This window comes from Pseudonocardia yuanmonensis, assembly GCF_039542425.1.
Lineage (GTDB): Bacteria > Actinomycetota > Actinomycetes > Mycobacteriales > Pseudonocardiaceae > Pseudonocardia > Pseudonocardia yuanmonensis.
Genome location: NZ_BAABIC010000008.1, coordinates 1 through 18542 on the forward strand (window position 1 = coordinate 1; position 18542 = coordinate 18542).

The following is an 18542-nucleotide window of genomic DNA, read 5'->3' on the forward strand; positions in this document are numbered from 1 at the left end:
TCGACCACCCGTTCAACCCGATCTCCCTCGCCCTCGGCGCCGAGGCGAGCTTCGTGGGGCGCGCGCTGGACTCCGACCGCAAGGGCCTCACCGAGGTCCTCGGCGCCGCCGCCGCCCACCGCGGCTCGGCGCTGGTGGAGATCTTCCAGGACTGCCCGATCTTCAACGACGGCTCCTTCGACCTGCTGCGCAAGCCGGAGACCAAGGACCAGCGGCTCATCCCGGTCCGGCACGGGGAGCCGATCCGCTTCGGACCGGTCGGCGACGACGGGCTCGGCCAGTACGCCGTCATCCAGCGCGGCTTCCGGCTCGAGGTCGTCGACGGCGCCGGCTTCGACCCCTCCGACATCGTCGTCCACGACGCCACGAACCTGGAGCTGGCCTTCGCCCTGTCCCGGCTGTCCGACCAGGACCTGAACCACACCGTCACCGGCATCTTCCGCAACGTCGACCGCACCACCTACGACGACGCCGCCCGCGCCCAGGTCGAGCAGGCCAGGAGCGGGGGAACCCCCGACCTCCAGGGTCTGATCGCGGGCCGCGACACCTGGACCATCGCCTGATATGGGGACCGTCACAGACCTGTCCGACGAATCCCGTCCGGTAGCGTCGACGGGCGCACGGAGGGGGAAGGCGATGGTGAAGGGCCCCGAGGGAGGGCGGAAGCGGGCGCCGCGTGCCCGAGTGACCGACCCGGCCACGGCGATCCTGCTCGCCGCCGAGGCCTGCTACCTCCGCCTGGGCATCACGAAGACGACGATGGACGACGTCGCGCGCGAGGCCGGCGTCTCCCGTCCCACCGTCTACCGGCACTACGCGACCCGGGACGACCTGATCACCGGCGTCCTGCTCGCCCGCGCGCGGGACCTTCTGGACCGGGCGCGGCGGTTCATCGACACCCGGTCGACGATCGACGCGAAGCTCGTCGACGGGATGATCTTCCTCGTGGACAGCGGGCGTCGGGATCCCATGGTCCTCCAGCTCGTCAGCCTGGAGTTCCTCGACGTTGCCAACCGGGTCAGCGACACGCCGAAGCTGGCGACGGACCTCACGGCCGAACTCTGGGCCCCGATCCTGCGCGAGGCCCAGGAGGCCGGCGAGGTCCGGGCGGACCTGGACGTCGACCGGTTCTGCGCCTGGCTGACCTTCGTCGAGCTGATCCTGGTGGGCCGCATCGAGCGGCTCGGCGCGGACGACCCGTCGCACCGCCGCCTGATGGAGCGGTTCGTGGTGCCCGCGCTGCACCACGCGGTGGAGTACGACCGCAGCGCGATCCGCGCGGGCTGAGCGGACCTGGCGCCCGCGGGATCAGCCCGCGGGCGCGAGCGCCGGCAGCAGGAAGTCCCCGATGAGGTCGCGGGCGGTGGGCCCGTCCGGGTCGAAGAGGCCCTCGCGACCGACCATGATCATCTCGACGTCGGCCATCAGCGCGCAGAGCTCGTGCAGGTCGACGTCCGGGCGCATCTCGCCCGCGGCCTGCGCGGCCGACAGGATCGGCTCCCAGATCTCGTAGGTCAGGTTCTGCGCCACGTTGCTCGAGGTGAGGACCCCGCTCGCCGCGCCGAGGTTCTCCGGGCGGAGCAGGGCCTGCAGGATCGGGTCCTTGCGGCCGCCGTCGATGAGGAACGTCAGCCCGTCGACCAGCTTGTCGGCGAAGGTCGTACGGCTGTCGATGAACTCGCGCGCCTGGCCGCTGAAGGCCCGCGAGCGGCGGGACACGACCTCGATGATCAGCGCGTCCCGGTCGGCGAAGTACCGGTAGACGGTGGGACGCGAGACCCCGGCGCGCTTGGCGATGTCGTCCATCGTGGTGCGCTGCACGCCGTAGGCGAGGAAGCACTCCTCCGCCGCGGACACCAGCCGGCGCCGTGCCTGTTCCGGGCCGCCCGCGAAGGGCCCCCGTCCTCGTCCCACGTTCATCCCCCCGCCGTTCGGACCGTCAGCGTACCGGTCGGCACCGGTCAGACCGGCTCGAACACGGGCAGGACCTCGCCGGGCTCCTCCTCGGGACCGGACGGCACGAAGCGCACCCGGACCGGAGCCCCGGCCCGCAGACCGGCCGGATCGTCGGTCAGCAGCCGGACCATCAGCCACGGCCCCTCCGCCAGTTCGACGACGGCGCTGACGTACGGCACCGCCTCGGCGAGAGCCGGCAGCGGGGCCTGGTGCACCACGACCCAGCTGACGAGCCTGCCCTCGCCCGACACGACCACCGGTTCCAGGTCCGCCGACCCGCTGTCGGGGTCGGTGCGCGCCTCGGGCGGCAGCACCGTGCCGGACGGGCCGCGCTGCATCAGCAGCTCGCCGCGGGCCGCGGCGTCGTAGAACGCCGCGCTCGCCTCGTCCCGCTCGACCAGGGGGAAGCCGCTGCTCACGAGGCCTTCCTCTCGTGCGGGCTCAGCACCAGCGTGGAGTGGTGCTCCAGGATCCCGCCGTTGCCGCTGACCAGGACGACGTCGTTGCGCGGGGCTTGACGTGCTCCCCCGTCGCCCCGCGCCTGGATGACCGCTTCCGAGAGCGGCGTGAAGCCCCACATGTAGTACGACGACAGCTGCCCGCCGCCGGTGTTGCACGCGAGCTTCCCGCCCGGCGCGAGCCGGCCGTCGGACACGAACGCCCCACCCTCGCCCTTGGCGCAGAAGCCGTAGTCCTCCAGCGTGACCAGGACGGTGTAGGTGTAGCAGTCGTAGAGTTCGGCGACGTCGACGTCGTCGACCCCGATGCCCGCCATGCGCATGGCCGCCGGGCCGGACCTTCCCGCGGGGGTGACCAGCCCCCAGTCCGACCCGGCGTGCATGCGGCGGGGGGCGTGGGCCTGGCCGAACCCCCACACGTGGACCGGCGGCCTCGCCAGCGATGCCGCGCGGTCCGCCGCGGTCACGACCACCGCGACCGCGCCGTTGCTGACCAGGCAGCAGTCCAGCAGGTGCAGGGGGTCCGCGATCCAGCGCGACGCCTGGTGGTCGGCCACCGTGAGCGGCTCGCGCATCTGGGCGAGCGGGTTCTGTACCGCCCACGCCCGTTGGGCGACCGCGATCTCGGCGAGCTGCTCCGACGTGGTGCCGTAGCGCTCCATGTGCCGGCGGGCGCACAGCGCGTAGAGGATGTTCGGGTTCGTGGCGCCGGAGTTCACCGACCAGCCCGCCATGCCGCGCAGGTTCCGCGCGGCGCCGGGACGCTTGGCCCCGGAGCCCCAGGCCGCCCCCGCCGACTGCTTCTGTTTCAGCGGGGTGTCGGCGAACACGCAGGCCACGGTCGTTGCCGCACCCGCGGCGATCGCCTGCGCGGCCTGCGCCACCATGACCCCCGCCGTGGCCCCGTAGGCGTTGACCTGGTTGAGCACAGCCAGGTCGTGCAGGCCGAGCACCGCGGCGAGGTTGACGTTCACGTCCTGCTTCACCCCGGCGCTGACGAGCAGCCCGTCGAGGTCGCCCAGGCCCAGCCCCGCGTCCGCGACGGCGAGCCGGACCGCCTCGGCGGCGAGCGACGTCGAGGACCGCCCGTAGACCTTGCCCATCTCGGTCAGCCCGAGACCGACGATCGCTGAGTTCAGCCCAGCGCCGGTCATCAGCGCCCCTCCCAGACCGGCTCGCGCTTCTCCGCGAAGGCCGTCGGGCCCTCCTTGGCGTCCCGGCTGGTGAAGACGACCTTCACCGCGTCGCGGTTGATCGCCCAGGTCTCCGGCCCCCAGTCCGAGCCCGCGGACCAGGTCTCGTGCACCACCCGCTTGCTCTGCTGCACCGACAGCGGCGCGTTGGCCGCGATCAGCTCCGCCAGCTCCAGCGCGACGTCGAGCGCGGTGCCCTGCGGCGCGACCCGGTTGACCAGGCCCAGCTCGTAGGCCCGTGCGGCGGACATCGGCTCGCCGGTCAGGATCGTCTCCAGCGCGATCTTCAGCGGGATCTGCCGCTGCAGCCGGATGACCCCGCCCGCGGCGGCGAACAGTCCGCGCTTGACCTCCGGCAGGCCCAGCGAGGCCGTCTCGTCGATCACCGCGAGGTCGCAGGACAGCATGATCTCCGTGCCGCCGCCCATGGCGTAGCCGTTCACGGCCGCGATCACGGGCTTGCCGATCCAGTGCTGCACGATGCCGCCGAAGCCCCACTCCGGGTGCTCGCGGTCGTCGATCCGGTTGCCCTTGGCCAGCTCCTTGAGGTCCGCGCCCGCGCAGAACCCGCGGCCGGCGCCGGTGATCACCACGACCCGCACCTCGGGGTCCTGCTGCGCCTGCTCCAGCGCGGCACCGGCGGCGACCGACAGGGCGGCGTTCACCGCGTTCATGGCCTTGGGCCGGTTGAGCGTGACGACCGCGACGTGCCCTCGGCGCTCCAGGAGCGCGGCGGGCTCGGTGGTCGTGTCGATGCTGGTCATCGGGCCTCCGGAGGCAGGTAGACGGACTTCAGCGCGACGTAGGGGGTGAGGCCCTCGGGTCCGAGCTCCCGCCCGAGCCCGCTGGCCTTGACCCCGCCGAACGGGCCCAGGACGTCCAGGGCGTAGTGGTTGACACCGACCGTGCCGGTCTCGATCCGTGCCGCCAGGGCCTCGCCGCTCCTGGTCGGCGGTCCAGACCGTGCCGCCGAGGCCGTACTCGGAGTCGTTGGCCAGGGCGACGGCCTCGTCCTCGTCCGAGTAGGGCGTCACGACCAGGACGGGCCCGAAGATCTCCTCGCGCGCGATCGGGCTGGTGTTCTCGACGTCGGCGAACACGGTGGGCTCCACGAACCAGCCCTCGGAGTGGTCGGCGGGGATGGACCCGCCGGCCGTCAGGCGCGCTCCGCTCCGACGGCCGGCGTCGACATGGGCGAGCACCCGCTCGCGTTGGGCCGCGCTGACCAGCGGCCCGATCTGGGTGTTCTTCTCCAGCGGGTCACCGACGCGCAGGGCCTTCACGGTGTCCGTGACGGCGTCGACGATCTCCGCGTAGCGCGAGCGCGGCGCCAGGATCCGGGTGCTCGCGTGGCAGGTCTGTCCGTTGTTGGCCAGCGACACCTCTGGCAGGGCGGCGAGGAAGACGTCCAGGTCGGCGTCCTCGGCGACGAGGGCCGCGGACTTCCCGCCGAGCTCGAGGGTGACCGGGCGCAGCAGCCGCCCGCAGACCTCCCCGATCGCGCGCCCGGCTGCCGTGGATCCGGTGAACGCCACCTTGTCCACGCCCGGGTGCTCCACCAGGTACGCCCCGGCCTCGCGGCCGCCGGGGAGCACGTTCAGCACGCCCGGCGGCAGCCCGGCCTCCGCCGCCGCCTCCGCGAAGGCGTAGGCGTCGAGCGCGGTCTCCGGGGACGGCTTCAGCACGATCGTGCAGCCCGCGGCCAGCGCGGGAGCGATCTTCATCGCGGCGAGGGCCTGCGGGTAGTTCCAGGGGGTGATCGCGGCGATGACGCCGACCGGCCCGCGGCGGACGCGGATGCGCGCGAGGGGGCCGTGGCGCACGTCGTCGGCGTCCAGCCCGGCGGCCAGCCCGGCGTAGTAGTCGAACATGATCGCCGGGGCGAACCCGTTGGCGCCCATCGACAACGCCCGCGGCATGCCGTTCTCGCGGCTGACCAGCTGGGCGGTGTCGCGGCCGCGGGCCTTGAGCGCCGCACCGAACCGGCGGATCACCTCGGCCCGCTCGGCGCCGGTCGTGCCGCCCCACGGGCCGCGCAGGGCCTCGCGCGCGGCCGCCACGCCGGCGTCGATATCGGCCGACGCGGCCAGCGCGGCGTTCCCGAGCGCCTTGCCGGTGGCGGCCTCGAGGACCTCCGCCGCCTCACCGCCCGACGGATCTCGCCACTCGCCGCCGACGAAGAAGGCGGGACGGTCGAGGGTCGCTTCCACTGGTCGTTCTCCGTTCCGCGCGCCGCGTCCGTGCAGCCCGACCCCCGGACCGTACGGCCGCACATTCGAGACACGCAACGTTTTCTGTCTCACTATCTCTGTCTCCCGACGACGCGAGGCCGGGCGGCCGGGTGCGGGGCCGCCCGGCCTCGCGGACCGGGGAGACGGGCTGGGGACCTCCCGTCCCCGGGCTGGGCTCGGGTCAGACCGGGGTCAGCTCCGAGACGAGCCAGGTCCCGTCGACCTCCTGCATGGTCACGCGGATCCGGCTCCCCGACAGGGTCGGGTCCGGCTTCGCCGCGGACTGCGTGGTCTGGTTGAGGAACATCAGCAAGGTGACCTGGTCGGTGCCGTCGGTGCCGACGACCGAGCTCGACACCACGGACGAGCGGGTGGTCAGCTGCTGCTGGCTCGCCGCCGGGCCGACGATGTCGGCGATCAGCGAGGCGTAGTCGTCCTTGAACTGCCCGGTCACCATGGCGCCCCGGTCGCCCTGGTCGTTCTGGATCGTGCGGTAGTCGTAGGACAAGAGCGCTGTGACCTTCTCCTCGGCCGCGGCGCTCGCCGCACCGCGGGCGCTCTCGATCTGCGCCTGACGCAGCGCGAAGAACCCGAACAGTCCCGCGACCACCGCCAGCACGACCGCGGTCACGCCCAGCACGGTGAACGCCCGCCGTGGCCTGCGCCGGGCATCGGCCCAGGCGGCGCCGGGCAGGTGCACCGCGGCCTTCGCCCCGCTCCCGACGGCGCGGGCGCCGCCCACGATGCCGGTCCTGATGCCGCCGCGCGTGGCGGTCAGCGCTCCCCCGAGCCGGCTCACGGCACGAACTCCACTCGCGACACCAGCCACCTGCCGTCCTGGTGCTCCAGCTGCTCGACGAGCCGGTAGAAGCGCTGCTCGCCGTCGGGCACCGTCTTGTTCTTCACCGTGGTCCTCACCGCGACGACCGCGGTCGCGGTCTCGCCGTCGTACTTCTCGATGCCCGCCTCGGTCACCTCGCCGGTGGTGACGACCTCGCCGTCCTTCACCACACCGACGTACGAGTCGAGGTTCTGGGTGAACAGCCCGCCGAAGTCGCCGGTGGACCCGTCGAGCACCCGCCGGACGTCGTCCTCGGCATGGCTGAAGTCGATGGTCGTCAGGTTCACGGCGGTCTGCCGAGCGGCGGACAGTGCGTTCTCCCGTCCCACGTCGACTGCCGCGCCCTTCGCCCAGAACACCCCCGCGGTGATCGCGGCGCCGAGCAGGAGCACGGTCACGACCAGCAGGGCGACCAGGCCCGCGAGACCGCGGCCCCCCAGCGTCGGGCGCTCCTCGCCGCCCGGGTCGGCGTCGTCCGTCCCGGCCGCCGCGGCGGGCTCCTCGCCGTCCGCAGCGGGCAGGACGGCGGTCGGGTGCTCGTCCGTGTCCTCCGCGGCGGCGAGGGCCGCGGTCGGGCGGTGCTCGGCGTCCGAGTCGGCGCCCCGGTCGGCGTCAGGGCCGGCGTCGGGGCCGCTGTCGGTCTCGATGTCGCCGTCCACCACCCCGTCCCAGACGGGTACGGGTGGGCTCGCTCCGCGGCGGGTCATGCGCCCGCCCCGGTGAGCAGAAGTGATGGCCATGTCATCTCCTCGGGCGTCGGTGCCGGAGTGCTGTTCGCCCCCAGTGCGGCGAGGGGTTCGAAGAAGGCGGGCTGCCCGTTCAGCGCCGTGTCCGGCGCGAGGGTCAGCCGGCCCGCCTCCTCCGTGCTGTAGCCGGAGCCCCGGCACTGGAAGATCGTCGCCGCACGCCGTCCGGGGGGTGACCCGGGTTCGAAGCACGGCAGGTTCCGCGCGCTGCGCGCCAGCGTGGGGTCGGACTGGGGCAGCTTGCAGTAGCTGTTCTGCGGCAGCGGCAGGTCCCCCAGCTCGGAGGAGTTCCGCGCGCCACCGGGCTGGTCCGGCGAGGTCCAGCCCTCGACGCAGCTCGGCGGGTTCACGTTCGTCTCGAGGTTGAACCGCAGGGCGCCGGGCTGGTCCTTGGGCACGATCATCTGGTTGACGACCGCCCACATCGGATAGACGACCAGGACCTGCTCGATCGGGGCGTGGTAGGCCTCGGCGAGCCGGGTCAGCACGCCGGTCGTCGACAGCAGGGTGGGCGTCGTCCGGCTCAGGTCCTTGAGCAGGTCGGTCGCCTTGCCCGCGGCCGCCGAGCCCTCGGTGAGGACTCCCCGCAGCGCGGGGTCGTTGTCCCGCAGGGCCTGCGAGAAGCCGGCGAGGTCCCGGCTCCAGCCTCGGATCGCGTCGCTGGAGACCAGCTGGGGGTCGGCGAACGGCTGGAAGTCCTTCAGCAGCGTCTCGGTCGGCTCGTAGTTGCCCTGCGCGGTCCGCACCAGCGTCTGCGTGTTGTCGATCAGCCGGCCCAGGTCGGGCCCGATGCCGTCGAACGCGGCGGCGAACTCGTCGAGCGTGCTCTGCAGCTGCTCGTGCGGCACGGACGACAGCAGGGTGTCCGCGGATTGCAGCACGTCCGCCGTGGGCGACGGGATCGACGTGCGGTACAACGGGATCACGTCCCCGTCGCCGAGCGCCGGACCCGCGTCCCCGGGCGGCGGGATCAGGTCGAGGTACTGCTCACCGATCGCCGACACGCTGTGCACCTCCGCCGTGCTGGCCGCGGAGGGCGGCCGGTCGGCGTCGATCGACAGGGTGGCCACGACGTGGCCGTCGTCCAGCTGGACGTCGGTCACCTTCCCGATGGTCACGCCCCGGTAGGTGACGTTGGCGTTCGGGTAGAGCCCTCCGGCCGCCGGGAGCTGCGCGGTGGCGGAGATCCGCCCGACGCCGAGCAGGCTCGGCACCCGGACGTAGACGAACACGATGAGCAGCGCCGCGACCAGAGTGAGCACGGTGAAGACGAGCAGCTGCACCTTGACGAAGCGGGAGATCAGCATGTCAGTTCCCTCCCGTCAGGCCGCCGACGAGGCCGCCGATCGGACCGGGGCCGGGATCGCCCGGGGGACGCTCGTCCGGCGGGATGGGCGCGCCGGTCTCCGGCGCGGGCGGGTCGGTCGGCCGGGTGGCGGGCTGGGAGCCCGCGACCCCGCCGCCGTGCGGCAGCAGGTCGCCGGCGACCTCGGGCACCGGCACCGGGGCGGGCTGCCCCTCCGGGCCGCCCTGCACGGGCGCCAGCAGCGGGTTGGCGTTCTGCATCGCCGCCCCGCCCGTCCCGGCGAGCACCTTCTCGAAGTTGCCGAGGCTGCCCGCGAACGGGGTGCCGGTGAGGAAGTTGCGGTCCAGCGTGGACAGCGTGAGGTCCAGGGTCAGCCAGAAGTTCACGTAGTCGCCCCGGAAGGTCTCCGAGAAGCCCTTGAGCGGGAACACGATCGTGCCCAGCAGGCCCAGCGAGTCGGTGAGCGAGCGGCCCGAGTCCGCGAGGCCGCGCAGCGCGGGCTCCAGGTTCGCCACGTTCGCCGCCAGGTCGTCCGAGGTCCGCCGGACGACGTCGTCCGCGGCCACGCCGAAGTCGCCCAGGGCGGTGAGCGTCCCGGTGAGCTTGTCCCGCTCCCGGTTCAGCACCTCGAGCGCCGGCGGGATCGCGTCCAGCGCCCCCTCGATCTTCGAATTCTGCTCGGCGAAGCGCGCCGACAGCCGGTCGAGGCCGTCGATCGCGCGGACGATGTCCGCCTTCTGGTCGTCCAGCCCGCCCGCGAAGGTGTCCAGCTGCTCGAGGAGGCTGCGGTAGGTCTCCTCCTTGCCGTCGAGCGCCTTGTCCAGCTCGGTGGTGATGGTCTTGAGCTGCTGCAGGCCGCCGCCGTTGAGCAGGGCGGCCACGGACGCGAGGACCTGCTCGGTCTCGGGGTACTTCCCGGACTGGGCGAGCGGGATCCGCGAGTCCGCCGCCACCAGGCGGGGAGCCGGGTCGGCGGGTTGGTCGAGCTGGATGTACTTGGCGCCGAGCAGCGAGACCTGGCCGACCTTGGCCGTCACGTTCTCCGGGAGCTCGACCTCCGGGTTGAGCGTGACGGTGACGAGGGCCTTCCAGCCGTCGAGCTCGATCTTCTGGATGTTGCCGACCGTGACGTCGCCGATCCGGACCGGGTTGTTCGGCACCAGGTCGGCCACGTCGTTCATCTCGATCTGGACGCTGTAGGAGCCTTCCTTCGTGCCCTCCGCGCCGGGGAGGGTGAAGTCGTTGAGCCCCTTGTAGTCACAGCCGGACAGCAACAGCGTGGTGGCGGCCAGCGCCGCGACCGCGACGGACCTGCGGACCGTGCGCATCAGTTCCCCCCGTTCGGGACGAGCAGGCCCCCGAGGCCCGGGACGTCGACCGGCGGCGGCAGCTCCGAGGGCCGCTCGGCGATCGGCGGCGCCGGGCCGATGGGGCCGGGGTCCGGCTGGTTCGCGCCGCCACCCGGGACGAGCAGCGGGTTGACCTGTGCCGGCGCCTGCTGCACGCGGAGCACGTCGAGCAGCGGACCCAGGTAGCTCTTGCAGGACTTCACACCCTCGTCGACGCTCTGGTACGCCACGGCGTAGGCGGAGCAGACGAAGTCCGCGGGCGTGTTCAGGTTGTCCACCACCAGCGCACCGGAGAGTGAGCCGCTGCGCGGGGAGTAGATGTTGAAGAGGTTCATCAACGTGCTCGGCCCGACGTGCAGGATCGTCGCGAGGTCGTCGCGGCTGTTGGCGAGCGTGCGGGTGAAGCGCCCGAGCTTGTCGACCGACTCGTTGAGCGGGGCCCCGTTGGTGTCGACGAACTCCTGCACGGCCTTCGCCGCGGCGTCGACGCCCTGCAGGGCCGCCGAGAGCTCGTCGGTGTTGTCGTCGAGGAAGGACGAGACCGTCGAGAGTCTGCCGTTGAACTCGACGATCTGGTCGTCGAGCGCGGACAGCGCGGTCACGAAGGCCTGCAGGTTGCGGACCGTGCCGAAGAGGTCCTCGCGGCCATCGGTCAGCGTCTGCACCGCGGCCGAGGCCTGGCGGACCATCTCGTTGAACTTGGCGCCCTGACCCCCCGCGGCGTTCGCCGCCACGGTCTCGGAGAAGCGCTTGAGCGCCCCGTCCTTGTCGATCCCGTCCGGTCCGAGGGCCCGGGAGATGGTGCCGATCTCCCGCTTCAGGTCGTCGAACTCCAGCGGCGACGCCGTGCGGTCGGCGGGGATGATCCCGTCGTCCGGCAGCACCGGGCCGCCGGTGTACGCCGGGGCCAGCTGCAGGAACCGGGTGGCGACGAGCGTCGGCGAGATGATCGCCGCCTTGGCGTCCGCGGGCAGGTCGTACTTCGCGTCGTAGTCGAAGGTGACCTTCACCGTGTCGCCCTCGGGCTCGATCGCGGTGATCTCGCCGACGTCCACGCCCTGGATCCGCACGCGGTCCTTCGGGTAGACGTTCTTCACCGAGGCGAAGTACGCCACGCCGCTCTTCGTGCCGCTGTTGAGCAGCAGCACGGCGACGGCGGCGAGCACCATGGCCACGACGACCGCGGCGAGCACCTTGGTGACGGTGCCGGTGGCGCGCATGACTCCCATGTCAGTTGCCCCCCAGTCCGATGAGGTTCGACGGCGCGGGCAGCTCGGGCACCGCGCCGGCGACCGGGTTGTTCGGCACCGTCAGGCTCGGGATGTAGTCGTTGACCGGGAACACCACGGGTGCCGCCCCGGACAGGTCGCCGTGCCCGGTGAAGTACGGGCCGGTCGAGAGGCCCTCGCCGAGACCGGTGATGAAGCTCGACACGCGCTGCACCGAGGAGACGATGTTGCCCTCGTTGCGCTCGATGACCACCATCGCCGCGTTCAGCTGGTCCAGCGCCGGCTTGAGCCGGTCCCGCTGCTCCTCCGTGAGGCCGACGATCTGGTCGGCCACCGCCTTGGTGTTGACCAGCAGCTCGTGCAGCACCGCGCGGCGCTGCTCCAGCTCCTGCAGCAGGGTGTTGCCGTCGACCAGCAGGGTGGTGAGCTGACCGGTGCGGCCCTTGAGCACCTCGGTGACCTTCTCGGCCCGGTCGAACAGCGCGCGCAGCGCCTCGTCCCGGGAGGCGATGGTCTGCGAGATCCGGGTGATGCCCGCGAAGGCCGGCGCGATCTCGTCCGGGGTGTCGGCGAAGGCGTCGGAGAAGGTGTCCATGGCCTGCCCGAGCTGGTCCATGTCCACCTCGCCCGTGCGCCGGGTCAGGTCCTCGATGCCCTGGGTGACGCTGTAGGGCGAGGTGGTCCGCTCCAGCGGGATCGTGTCGCCGGAGGACATCTCGCCGTCGCCCGCGGGCTCGATGCCCAGCTGGCGCTCGCCCAGCAGCGTCTGGGTGCGGATCGACGCCCGGGTGGCCTCGCCGAGGGACACGTCCTTGGCCGTGAACGTCACGACCACGTCCGCGCCCTCGAGGTCCACCGAGGACACCTTGCCGACCTCGGTGCCGGCGACCGTCACACGGTCGCCCGCCTTGAGGCCGCCCCCCTCGGCGAACCGGGCCTCGTAGGTGGTGCCCGCGAAGACCGGGAGCGCGGCGAGCTGGAAGGAGCCGAAGAGCATCGCGAGCAGGCCGACCAGGCCGGCGATCGCAATGACGACCGGGTTCTTCTCCCGGAACCGGAGCTTCACCGTCCACCCTCCTCATGGGACGCGGGGGCGTCGACCGGGTAGGGGTTCTCCCCTGGTCCGGTCCCCGGCGGGTTCTCCCGGCGCTCCTCGACGACCGGGTCGTGGGCCTCGCGCTGCTCGGGCGTCTCGAGCGGCTCGATGTTCGGCTTGCACCGGTCGACGTTGTCCGACGGGCCGACCCATGGCGTGTACATGGGCTGGCCGTCCGGCCCGGTGAGCTTGAGCCGCAGGGAGCAGATGAACAGGTTGTAGGTGGCGCCGCGCGAGCCGAGACGGCTGACGCGCAGGTAGGCGCCGGGCAGCAGCGACAGGTTGGTGTCGACGGCCTCCTGGCCCTCGTTCACCAGCGTCGCCACGCGATCGACCTGGTCGACCGTGCCCTTGAGGGGGCCGCGCAGGTCACCGAGCAGCTTGTCGGTGCCCGTGACCAGCCGGTCGATGTCCGCGAAGGACTGGCCGAGCGGGCCGCGATCGTTGTTCAGCCCGCTGATCAGCTGCTGGAGCTGGTCGATGGTCTGCTCCAGCTGCGGGGCGCGCTGGTCGAGCGTGCCCAGCACCGTGTTCAGGTTGGTGACGACCTGGCCGATCACCTGGTCGCGGTCGGCCAGGGTGTTCGTCAGCGACGCCGCCCGGGCCAGCAGGGACTCGATCGTCCCGCCCTCGCCCTGGAAGACCTGGATGACGTCCTGGGTGAGCGAGTTGATCCGCTCCGGGGCCAGCCCCTCGAACAGCGGGTTGAACCCGGCGAGCAGCACGTCGAGGTCGAGCGCGGGCTTGGTCTGCGCGATCGGCAGCGTCGCCCCCTCGACCAACCGCGCGGTGCTGCCCGCGCCCTCGCTCAGCGCGAGGTACCGGTCGCCGGTGAGGTTGAGGTAGCGGGCCGAGGCCTGCATGCCCTCCGGCAGGGTCCGGTCCGCCTCCACATCGAAGGTGACCTTGCCCTGGGTGTTCTCGTAGACCTCGACGTCGGAGACCTTGCCGACCTTCACCCCGGCGATCCGGACGGAGTCCCCGGGCCGCAGCCCGGAGGTGTCGCGGAAGACCGCCGAGTAGGACTTCGTCGTGGAGAACCAGCCGCCGCCCGAGAGCTCGAACCCGATCAGGCCGAGCACCAGCAGCGTCACGATGACGAAGATGATGCTCTTGGTCAGCGGGGCCGCGATGGCCTGCGCGTTGCTGCTGCTCATCGCCCGCTCTCCGCGTTCTCCGCACCGTCGGCACCGTTCGCGCCCTGCGCCGCGAGCGGGCCGAACAGCTGGGCCACGAGCGGCGGGTCACCGATCCGCAGCGTGTTGTCGCCCGGGTCCGGGTTGGGCTCGCCGCCCTCGTCGACGTTGCGCAGGAGCTCCGGCGGCGTCGACAGGCCGTCGACGGACGGGAGGCCGTTGCAGTTCGGGCCGCCGGTGGCCGCGACGACCGGCGGACCGTCGTAGGCCCGGTCGCCCGGCTCGAAGGTCGTGTTGCCGACCAGGCCGGGGACGGTGTCGCCCTGGGTCTTCTCCAGCCGCTTGCGGCCCTCGTCCATGCCCTGGAGGAAGCAGGAGAACACCGGCGAGTACTCGCGGAGCAAGCTCGTGGTGGGCAGCCCGGTGCGCACGACCTCCTCGAGGTCGTCGCCGTTCTGCCGGAAGAAGTCCGCGCCGACACCCGACAGCCGGGTCACCTGGTAGAAGAAGCTGTCCAGCTGGGCCTGCTGGTCCACGATGGTGCGACTGGTGAAGGCCGCGTTGTCCAGCAGGGTCGTCAGGTCCGGGGCGATGTCCGCGTAGAGGTTCGTGAGGTCCGCCCCGCTCTGCAGCGTGCGCTGCAGGTCCGGCAGGTTCTCGTTGAACCGGCGCAGGTAGGCCTCCAGCTCGGTGGCCGTCTCGCCGATCTGCGCCCCGCGGCCGTTCAGCGACCGGGCCATGTTGCCCAGGAAGGCCGAGACCTTGTCCGGCTCGAGCGTGGTCAGCACGTCGTCGAGGTGATCGAACAGGGTGTTGACCTCGACGGTGACCCGGTCGGTCATGAGCGTGTCGTCCGCCGCGAGCGTCGCCGACGACGCCTGCTCCGGGACGGTCAGCCCGACCGTCTTGGCGCCGAACGCGGTGAGCTGGTTGAGCTCCACGCCCGCGTTGGCCGGGATCTGGTTCAGGGTGTCGGGGTCCATGTCCAGGGTGATCAGCACGGAGCGACCGCCCTCGTCGAGCGCGACGTTTCCGACCTCGCCGACGTCGACCCCGAGCAGCTGGACCCGGTTGCCGGGGTACATCTGCAGGCCGGAGCGGTCAGCGCGGACGTAGACGGGGACGGTCGAGGTGAAGGCCTTGTTGTAGACCGCCACGCAGAGCGCGGCGAACCCGCCGATGACGCCGAGCAGGATCAGCGCGTAGACCTTGAGCTTGATCGACTGTGTCATCGCGTCACCCCGAGATCCGGAAGGCCTCGGAATCGGCGTAGAGGGCCATCGAGATGGCCAGCTCCACGGCGAGCACCGCGATCAGCGACGTGCGCACGGCCTTGCCGACCGCGCGGCCCACCCCGGCCGGCCCGCCCGAGGCGGTGTAGCCGTAGTAGGTGTGGATCAGGATGACCACGACGGCAATCCCGACGGCCTGGGCGAAGGAGTAGAGGACGTCCTGCCACTGCATGAACGTGTCCATGTAGTGGTCGTAGGTGCCCTCGGACAGCCCGAAGAAGTTGACCTGGGTGAGCTTCCAGCCGATCCAGGCCCCGCACATCGCCATGGCGAAGATCGGGATGATCGTGATCATGCCCGCGACCAGTCGGGTGGTCACCAGATACGGCAGCGACCGGACGCCGATGACCTCCAGCGCGTCGATCTCCTCCGAGACCCGCATCGCACCGAGCTGGGCGGTGAAGCCCGAGCCCACCGTGGCCGCCAGCGCCGCGCCCGCGACGATCGGGGTCAGCAGGCGCGGGTTGATGATCGCCGAGGCGAACCCGCCGAGCGCCTCGAGCTGCAGGTTCTGCAGGGCGTCGAAGGTCTGCACGCCGCCGGTCACCCCGGCGAACAGGGTGATGAACAGGGTGATCACCGACGAGCCGCCGATGACGGCGAGCGCGCCGGACGACATGCCGACCTCGGCGATCAGTCGCACCTGCTCGGTCTTGTAGGACTTGACCGCCTTGGGCGTCCAGGCGATGGACTTGCCGTAGAACTCGGCCTGGCGGCCGAGGTCGTCGAGCAGGTTCAGCGGCGCCCTCAGCGCCCGCTTCGCCCCCTCGGCCACCGTCCGTGCACTCATCTCAGTGCCCTCCGACGATGCCGAGCGAGTAGGGGATCTGCGTGAGCAGGATGTTGATCGGGAACAGCGCGAGGAAGGTGTAGACGACCGTCTCGTTCACCGCGTTGCCCACACCGCGCGGCCCGGCGGCACACGTCATGCCGCGGTAACAGCCGATCAGGGCGCCCACCACGCCGAAGACCACGGCGCGAATCTCGCCGTGGACCAGGTCGGGGAAGCCGACCAGCAGCTTCATCGAGTCGACGTACTGCCCCGGCGAGGCGCCCTGTAGGAACACGCCGAAGACGAACCCGCCGGACAGTCCGATCAGGATCATGACGCCGTTGAGCAGGAAGGCGTTCACCGCCGTGGCCAGCACCCGGGGGACGACGAGGCGTTGGACGGTGTCGATGCCGAGCACCTCCATCGCGTCGAGCTCCTCGCGGATCTTGCGGGCGCCGATGTCCGCGCAGATCGCCGTCGAGCTGGCTCCGGCGATGATGAACGTCGTCGCGACGGGGCCGATCTGGGTGACCGTGGCGAAGCCCGAGCCCGAGCCGGACAGGTCGATCGCGCCGATCTCGACCAGGATCAGGTTGAACTGGAAGGTCACCAGGGCGACGAAGGGGATGCCCAGCAGGATCGCCGGGCCGAGCGACACGGACGCGACGAACCAGGTCTGCTGGATGAACTCGCGCCACTGGAAGGGCGGCTTGAACATCGCCACGAAAGTGTCGAGCGTGAATGCGAAGAAGCCGCCGATGGGCTTGACGACGCGGGTGAGCGTGGGCGCGGCCATCACGCCCCCGTCCGGGAGGACGGAGCGAGGCGCGGCCGGCATGCGGTGGGGAGCTGCTGCATCTGGGCCTCTGCACTGAGACTGCGGGGGACTACGCGGGGACGGGCCTTGCGCGTCGGGCGCCACGATCGGGGGCTCGGCGTCCGTTCGGAAGGGCTCAACGACGGCCTACGCAACAAGTTACGTTCTTCGTAACGCCGGACCGGCGCTACTCCTGCGCGCCCTGCGCGGTGAGCTGGGAATCCGCTGGGGATTCTCACACGTCCAGGTGAAAGCGACCGCGCCTGCGATGCTTCATCTGACAGATTGCGTTGTACGTATCAAATCAACCCGGAACCGCAGGTCAGAGCCCCGACGGAGGACCCCGGGACGACTGCCGGTGACGCACACCACAGCGTACCGCATCTCCCTAGGGCCTTTAGGTTGGGTGCCGGACCCGCGCGACGAGCCCATGGAGGTGCTCCCATGCCCGGTGTCGAGGTGACCGTCGAGGGACTGTCCAAGTCCTTCGGCCGCGCCAACATCTGGTCCGACGTCACCCTCTCCCTGCCCCCGGGCGAGGTGTCGGTCCTGCTCGGTCCCTCGGGCACCGGCAAGTCGGTGTTCCTCAAGTCCCTGATCGGGCTGCTCAAGCCCGAGAAGGGCTCCATCGTCATCCACGACACCGACCTGGTGCGCTGCAATGAGTCCAAGCTCTACGAACTGCGCAAGCTCTTCGGCGTGCTCTTCCAGGACGGCGCCCTGTTCGGCTCCATGAACCTCTACGACAACATCGCCTTCCCGCTGCGCGAGCACACCAAGAAGAGCGAGTCGCAGATCCGCGACATCGTCATGGAGAAGATGGACATGGTCGGCCTCAAGGGCGACGAGATGAAGCTGCCCGGCGAGATCTCCGGCGGCATGCGCAAACGCGCCGGCCTCGCCCGCGCCCTCGTCCTCGACCCCGAGATCATCCTGTTCGACGAGCCCGACTCCGGCCTCGACCCCGTGCGCACCGCCTACCTCAACCAGCTCATCCTGGATCTGAACGCCCAGACCGACTCCACCTTCCTCATCGTCACCCACGACATCAACACCGCGCAGACCGTGCCGGACAACATCGGCATGCTCTACCGCAAGCACCTGGCCATGTTCGGCCCCCGCGAGGTCCTCCTGACCAGCGACGACCCCGTCGTCTCCCAGTTCCTCAACGGCCGCCGCCAGGGCCCCATCGGCATGTCCGAGGAGAAGGACACCGCCCAGGCCGCCCGCGAGATGGCCGAGGTCGACGAGCTCGACGGGCTGCCCCCGATCAAGCCCCAGCTGACAGCCACCGGGGGCCTGCCCGAGCGCAAGGCCGTCGCCCGCCGGCAGAAGCGGGTGCGGGACATGCTGCACACCCTCCCGCCCGCGGCCCAGGAGGCCATCCGCCGCTCCTTCGAGGAGAACAGCGCCCCGCAGGCGCGCGCGCAGGCCGTTGGCGCGGCCCCGTACAGCCGGCCGGACGACCCGACCCGAGCCCTGCCGAGGATCAGCCCGGACGACGACCCGACCACGCAGCTGCCGCGCGTGCGCTGAGACCACCGACCAGGAGGCACCGATGCCCGCCTACTCCACCGTCGTCGTCGGCACCGACGGCTCCGACACCTCCTACGCCGCGGTCACCCGGGCCGCGGCCGTCGCCCGCGCCCACGACGCCGGCCTCGTGATCGTCTCGGCGTACCACCCGACCGAGAAGGACACCGGTCCGGCCGACGACGCCCTCAAGGAGGAATCCCACCTCGTCCACGGCTGGACCCCGGCCGAGGAGACCCTCCGCACCGCCGCCGACCACGCCGCCCGCGAGCTCGCGGCCGACCGCATCCGCACGACGGCAGCCGACGGCGACCCCGTCGAGGTCCTGACCCGCGCGGTCCACGACAACGCGGCCGACCTGCTCGTCGTCGGCAACCGGGGCCTCGGCTCCCTGGTCGGGCGCCTGCTCGGCTCCGTCCCCGGGGACGCCGCACGCTCCGCCGGGGTGGATGTGCTGATCGTCCACACCACCTGATCGCTCGCGAGACGATTGACGCGTCCTGTCTCATGCGTCAGGGTCGGTGCGGCCACCCGCTCGGGTGAGACCGCCCGGCCCGTGCCACTCCCGGACGGCACGGCCGGACCAC

General features: G+C 71.6%; 17 protein-coding genes and 1 pseudogene. 4 read left to right on the forward strand and 14 right to left on the reverse strand.

Annotation, left to right across the window (positions count from 1 at the left end; genetic code table 11):
* Together ABD990_RS13330 and ABD990_RS13335 are read left to right on the forward strand one after the other, a co-directional pair.
* Positions 1-563 (forward strand): annotated as a pseudogene (locus tag ABD990_RS13330) (2-oxoacid:ferredoxin oxidoreductase subunit beta); the annotation flags it as partial.
* A gap of 121 nt (positions 564-684) precedes the next feature.
* A complete protein-coding gene (locus ABD990_RS13335) occupies positions 685-1287 on the forward strand; it encodes a TetR/AcrR family transcriptional regulator (protein WP_345380778.1) in 603 nt (200 codons plus the stop codon).
* Positions 1288-1308: 21 nt separating this feature from the next.
* Here ABD990_RS13335 and ABD990_RS13340 read toward each other — a convergent pair whose 3' ends face one another.
* From ABD990_RS13340 to ABD990_RS13410, 14 genes are all read right to left on the reverse strand, one after another.
* On the reverse strand, positions 1309-1914 hold the full coding sequence (locus ABD990_RS13340; protein WP_345380779.1) for a TetR/AcrR family transcriptional regulator: 606 nt from the start codon (positions 1912-1914) through the stop codon (positions 1309-1311).
* A gap of 47 nt (positions 1915-1961) precedes the next feature.
* Positions 1962-2375 carry a Zn-ribbon domain-containing OB-fold protein gene (locus ABD990_RS13345; RefSeq protein ID WP_345380780.1) on the reverse strand — a complete coding sequence of 138 codons (414 nt, stop codon included), beginning with the start codon at positions 2373-2375 and terminating at the stop codon, positions 1962-1964.
* Positions 2372-3568, reverse strand: a complete 1197-nt coding sequence (locus tag ABD990_RS13350; RefSeq protein ID WP_345380781.1) for a thiolase family protein — start codon at positions 3566-3568, stop codon at positions 2372-2374. Before ABD990_RS13350 ends, ABD990_RS13345 begins: the two co-directional genes overlap by 4 nt.
* On the reverse strand, positions 3568-5817 hold the full coding sequence (locus ABD990_RS34375; RefSeq protein WP_425569594.1) for an aldehyde dehydrogenase family protein: 2250 nt from the start codon (positions 5815-5817) through the stop codon (positions 3568-3570). The genes ABD990_RS13350 and ABD990_RS34375 overlap by 1 nt, the downstream gene beginning before the upstream one ends.
* Before the next feature lie 202 nt (positions 5818-6019).
* Positions 6020-6637 (reverse strand): hypothetical protein, encoded by a 618-nt coding sequence (locus ABD990_RS13365; RefSeq protein WP_345380783.1) that lies wholly within the window; start codon positions 6635-6637, stop codon positions 6020-6022.
* A complete protein-coding gene (locus ABD990_RS13370) occupies positions 6634-7419 on the reverse strand; it encodes a hypothetical protein (RefSeq protein ID WP_345380784.1) in 786 nt (261 codons plus the stop codon). The genes ABD990_RS13365 and ABD990_RS13370 overlap by 4 nt, the downstream gene beginning before the upstream one ends.
* Positions 7383-8732, reverse strand: a complete 1350-nt coding sequence (locus ABD990_RS13375) for an MCE family protein (protein ID WP_345380785.1) — start codon at positions 8730-8732, stop codon at positions 7383-7385. The genes ABD990_RS13370 and ABD990_RS13375 overlap by 37 nt, the downstream gene beginning before the upstream one ends.
* A 1-nt stretch (position 8733) precedes the next feature.
* Positions 8734-10059: an MCE family protein gene (locus ABD990_RS13380; protein WP_345380786.1), complete on the reverse strand. Its 1326-nt coding sequence runs from the start codon at positions 10057-10059 to the stop codon at positions 8734-8736.
* Entirely contained in the window at positions 10059-11300 is a 1242-nt protein-coding gene (locus ABD990_RS13385) for an MCE family protein (RefSeq protein ID WP_345380787.1), read from the reverse strand. The genes ABD990_RS13380 and ABD990_RS13385 overlap by 1 nt, the downstream gene beginning before the upstream one ends.
* Positions 11301-11310: 10 nt before the next feature.
* Positions 11311-12375: an MCE family protein gene (locus ABD990_RS13390; RefSeq protein ID WP_345380788.1), complete on the reverse strand. Its 1065-nt coding sequence runs from the start codon at positions 12373-12375 to the stop codon at positions 11311-11313.
* Entirely contained in the window at positions 12372-13562 is a 1191-nt protein-coding gene (locus ABD990_RS13395) for an MCE family protein (protein WP_345380789.1), read from the reverse strand. Before ABD990_RS13395 ends, ABD990_RS13390 begins: the two co-directional genes overlap by 4 nt.
* Positions 13559-14773, reverse strand: a complete 1215-nt coding sequence (locus ABD990_RS13400; protein ID WP_345380790.1) for an MCE family protein — start codon at positions 14771-14773, stop codon at positions 13559-13561. The genes ABD990_RS13395 and ABD990_RS13400 overlap by 4 nt, the downstream gene beginning before the upstream one ends.
* A 4-nt stretch (positions 14774-14777) precedes the next feature.
* A complete protein-coding gene (locus ABD990_RS13405; RefSeq protein ID WP_345380791.1) occupies positions 14778-15623 on the reverse strand; it encodes an MlaE family ABC transporter permease in 846 nt (281 codons plus the stop codon).
* 1 nt (position 15624) lies between these two features.
* Positions 15625-16401 carry an MlaE family ABC transporter permease gene (locus ABD990_RS13410; RefSeq protein ID WP_037043073.1) on the reverse strand — a complete coding sequence of 259 codons (777 nt, stop codon included), beginning with the start codon at positions 16399-16401 and terminating at the stop codon, positions 15625-15627.
* A 465-nt stretch (positions 16402-16866) separates the two neighbouring features.
* Between ABD990_RS13410 and ABD990_RS13415 the strand changes: the two genes are divergently transcribed.
* Both ABD990_RS13415 and ABD990_RS13420 read left to right on the forward strand, forming a co-directional pair.
* Positions 16867-17958 (forward strand): ABC transporter ATP-binding protein, encoded by a 1092-nt coding sequence (locus ABD990_RS13415; RefSeq protein WP_345380792.1) that lies wholly within the window; start codon positions 16867-16869, stop codon positions 17956-17958.
* 22 nt (positions 17959-17980) lie between these two features.
* Positions 17981-18430, forward strand: coding sequence for a universal stress protein (locus ABD990_RS13420; RefSeq protein ID WP_345380793.1), 450 nt, complete (start codon positions 17981-17983; stop codon positions 18428-18430).
* The last annotated feature ends 112 nt before the right edge of the window (positions 18431-18542 follow it).